3 protein-coding genes are annotated in these 3,543 nt (G+C 71.2%); all 3 read left to right on the forward strand.

Annotation, left to right across the window (positions count from 1 at the left end; translation table 11 throughout):
- The coding region (locus DQW85_RS25850) for a Rieske (2Fe-2S) protein (protein ID WP_162795379.1) at positions 1–377 on the forward strand (377 nt) is incomplete at its 5' end.
- Between the two features lie 109 nt (positions 378–486).
- Positions 487–2,412 (forward strand): excinuclease ABC subunit UvrC, encoded by a 1,926-nt coding sequence (uvrC, locus tag DQW85_RS25855; protein WP_113702552.1) that lies wholly within the window; start codon positions 487–489, stop codon positions 2,410–2,412.
- A gap of 94 nt (positions 2,413–2,506) precedes the next feature.
- Entirely contained in the window at positions 2,507–3,373 is an 867-nt protein-coding gene (gene rapZ / locus DQW85_RS25860) for an RNase adapter RapZ (RefSeq protein ID WP_113702551.1), read from the forward strand.
- Positions 3,374–3,543 lie beyond the last annotated feature (170 nt).

Here is a 3,543-nt window from a genome sequence, read left to right on the forward strand (position 1 = left end):
CCACCACGCAGTCCACGACCGGCGCCGCCGACTCGGGCGCCGTCCAGAGCGGCGCCCCGAGCGGCGCCCCGGCCAGCGGCTCGTCCGGAGGCGGCGCGCTGGCCAAGACCTCCGACATCCCCGTTGGCGGCGGGAAGGTCTTCAAGAAGCGAAAGGTCGTGGTGACGCAGCCCACGGCGGGCGACTTCAAGGCGTTCAGCGCGCTCTGCCCACACCAGGGCTGCGCGGTCACCGGCGTGGCCGACGGACTGATCGACTGTGTGTGCCACAACAGCAAGTTCAAGATCGAGGATGGGTCCGTCACCGAGGGCCCCGCCAAGGAGTCGCTCCGCGAGGTGGGGATCACGGTGGACGGCGACCGGATCACGCTGGCGTGAGGCGCTCTCGCCGCCGTACCTGTCACCGGCGTACGGCGGCGAATCACCGGCGTACGGCGGCGAAAGGTTCGGCGGCCGTCTTGTCGGTGGGGGCCGTTAGGCTTTGAACGTGGCGAGATCAGCGGGCGGCCCCTCCAGCTTCCGGCCCAGGCCGGGCTCCATCCCTGAGTCCCCGGGCGTCTACCGGTTCAGGGACGCCCACGGCCGGGTGATCTACGTGGGCAAGGCCAAGAGCCTCAGGCAGCGGCTCAACTCCTACTTCGCCGACTTCTCGGCGTTCCACCCGCGCACCCAGTCGATGCTGACCACCGCGGCCGACGTCGACTGGACGGTCGTCGGCACCGAGGTCGAGGCGCTGCAGCTCGAATACTCCTGGATCAAGGAGTTCGACCCGCGCTTCAACGTCAAATACCGCGACGACAAGTCCTATCCCTACCTCGCGGTCACGATGAGCGAGGACTTCCCGCGCGTCCAGGTGTTGCGCGGGGCCAAGCGCAAGGGCACCCGCTACTTCGGGCCCTACTCCCACGCCTGGGCCATCCGCGAGACCGTGGACCTGCTGCTGCGCGTCTTCCCGGTGCGCACCTGCAGCGCCGGCGTCTTCAAGCGGGCCGGCCAGATCGGCAGGCCCTGCCTGCTCGGCTACATCGACAAGTGCTCGGCCCCCTGCGTCGGCCGGGTCACCCCCGAGCAGCACCGCGAGCTGGCCGAAGACTTCTGCGACTTCATGGCCGGCAACACCAGCCGCTTCATCAAGCGGCTGGAGAGGGAGATGCGCGAGGCGGCCACCGAGCAGGAGTACGAGCGCGCCGCGCGGCTGCGCGACGACATCCAGGCCCTGCAGCGAGCCCTGGAGAAGCAGGCCGTCGTCCTCGGCGAGGGCACCGACGCCGACGTCATCGCGCTCGCCGAGGACCCGCTCGAGGCCGCCGTCCAGGTCTTCTACGTGCGCGGCGGCCGCATCCGCGGCCAGCGCGGCTGGGTGGTCGACAAGGTCGAGGAGACCACCCCGGGCGAGCTGGTCGAGCAGTTCCTGCTGCAGATGTACGGCGAGGCCGGCGCCGACGCGATCCCCCGCGAGGTGCTCGTGCCCGCCCTGCCGCCCGACGCCGAGGCCGTCACCGAGCTGCTGTCCGAGCAGCGCCGGGCCCGGGTCGACGTTCGGGTGCCGCAGCGCGGCGACAAGAAGTCCCTCATGGAGACCGTCGAGCGCAACGCCAAGGAGTCCCTCGCCCAGCACAAGATCCGCCGCGCCGGCGACCTGACGACCCGCGGCAAGGCGCTCCAGGAGATCGCCGACGCGCTCGACCTCGACCAGGCCCCGCTGCGCATCGAGTGCTACGACGTCTCCCACCTGCAGGGCGAGAACGTCGTCGCGTCGATGGTGGTGTTCGAGGACGGCCTGGCCCGCAAGAGCGAATACCGCCGCTTCGCCGTCAGGACAAAGGAGGGCGACGTCGCCTCCATCCACGAGGTGATCATGCGGCGCTTCCGCCGCTACCTGGAGGAACGCTCGGCCACCGGCGAGCTGGCCGCCGACGACGACGCGCACGGGCCCATCGATCCCGAGACGGGAAAGCCGCGCAAGTTCGCCTACCCGCCCAACCTGGTCGTGGTGGACGGCGCCGGCCCGCAGGCCGCCGCGGCGCAGCGGGCGCTCGACGAGCTCGGCATCGACGACGTCTCCGTGTGCGGCCTGGCCAAGCGGCTGGAGGAGGTGTGGCTGCCCGGCGACGACCAGCCGGTCATCATGCCACGCGCGAGCGAGGGCCTCTACCTGCTGCAACGCGTGAGAGATGAGGCACACAGGTTCGCCATCACCTACCATCGGTCCAAGAGGGCCAAGACCGTGAAGGAAAGCGCACTCGACGGCGTGCCGGGTCTCGGCCCGGCGCGGCGGCAAGCGCTCCTCAAGCACTTCGGCTCCGTGAAGAAACTGCGCGAGGCCACCGTCGCCGAGATCTGCGAGGTCCCCGGCATCGGCCCGTCGACCGCCGAAGTGATCGCATCGACGCTGAAGGGGGAGTCACAGTGAAGACGCGGGAAGGAGCGCCGATGCCCGTACGGAGAGACACGCGGATCGCAACGGGCGGATCGTCCGGAGTGCCACGAGCGTCAGGAGCTGCGACATGAGCGCGGCTCGTTCGTTCGTCATCGTCACCGGCATGTCCGGGGCGGGGCGCAGCACCGCCGCAAAGGCCCTGGAGGACCTCGGCTGGTTCGTCATCGACAACCTGCCGCCCGGCCTGCTGTTCGCCATGGCCGAGGAGGCGGGCAAGGTCAAGCTCGCCGCCGACAAGGTGGCCGCCGTCGTCGACGTGCGCAGCCTCGCCTTCACCACCGACCTCAACGCCGCCATCGAGGAGCTCGAGGCCCGGGGCGTCGGCGTGCGCGTGGTGTTCCTGGAGGCCAGCGACGAGGAGCTGGTGCGCCGGTTCGAGAACGTCCGCCGCCCCCACCCGCTGCAGGGCGAGGGCAGGCTGGTCGACGGCATCGCCCGCGAGCGCGGCATCCTGCGCGAGGTCCGGGCCAACGCCGACCTCGTCATCGACACCTCCTCGCACAACGTGCACGAGCTGCGCAACAAGATCGTCGCCTACTTCGGCGGCGAGGACCGTCCCGGGCTCCGGGTCAACGTGGTCTCCTTCGGATTCAAGTACGGCCTGCCCGTCGACGCCGACCTCGTCGTCGACTGCCGGTTCCTGCCCAACCCCCACTGGGTGCCCGAGCTGCGGCCGATGAACGGGCTCGACACGCCCGTCCGCGACTACGTGCTCGGCCAGCCCGGGGCCAAGGAGTTCCTCGACGCGTACGAAGAGGTCCTGCGGGTGGTGGCCACCGGCTACGCGCGCGAGGGCAAGAGCTACGCGACGCTCGCGGTGGGCTGCACGGGCGGCAAGCACCGCAGCGTGGCCATGGCCGAGCAGGTCGCCGCCCGGCTGCGCGACCGCGGGATGGAGGTCCAGGTGAGCCACCGGGATGTGGGGCGGGAGTGACCGATGAGCATCGTGGCCTAGACCCCGACCGCACCACCGTTCCCGCGCCGGCCGTGGACGGTCCCGCGCGCCCCGTCACACCACCGTCGGCTGCGGCCCGCCCTGTCGCACCACCGCCGGTGCCGGCCCGCCCTGTCGCACCGGCGTCGGTCGCGGCCCGCTCCGCGCCC

The sequence above is a fragment of the Nonomuraea lactucae genome, from assembly GCF_003313395.1.
In the GTDB taxonomy this organism is placed as follows: Bacteria; Actinomycetota; Actinomycetes; order Streptosporangiales; family Streptosporangiaceae; genus Nonomuraea; species Nonomuraea lactucae.

Bases quoted from the DNA above. Each gene is read 5' to 3' on its own strand.
- rapZ (WP_113702551.1), top strand. From the start codon at position 2,507: ATGAGCGCGGCTCGTTCGTTCGTCATCGTCACCGGCATGTCCGGGGCG.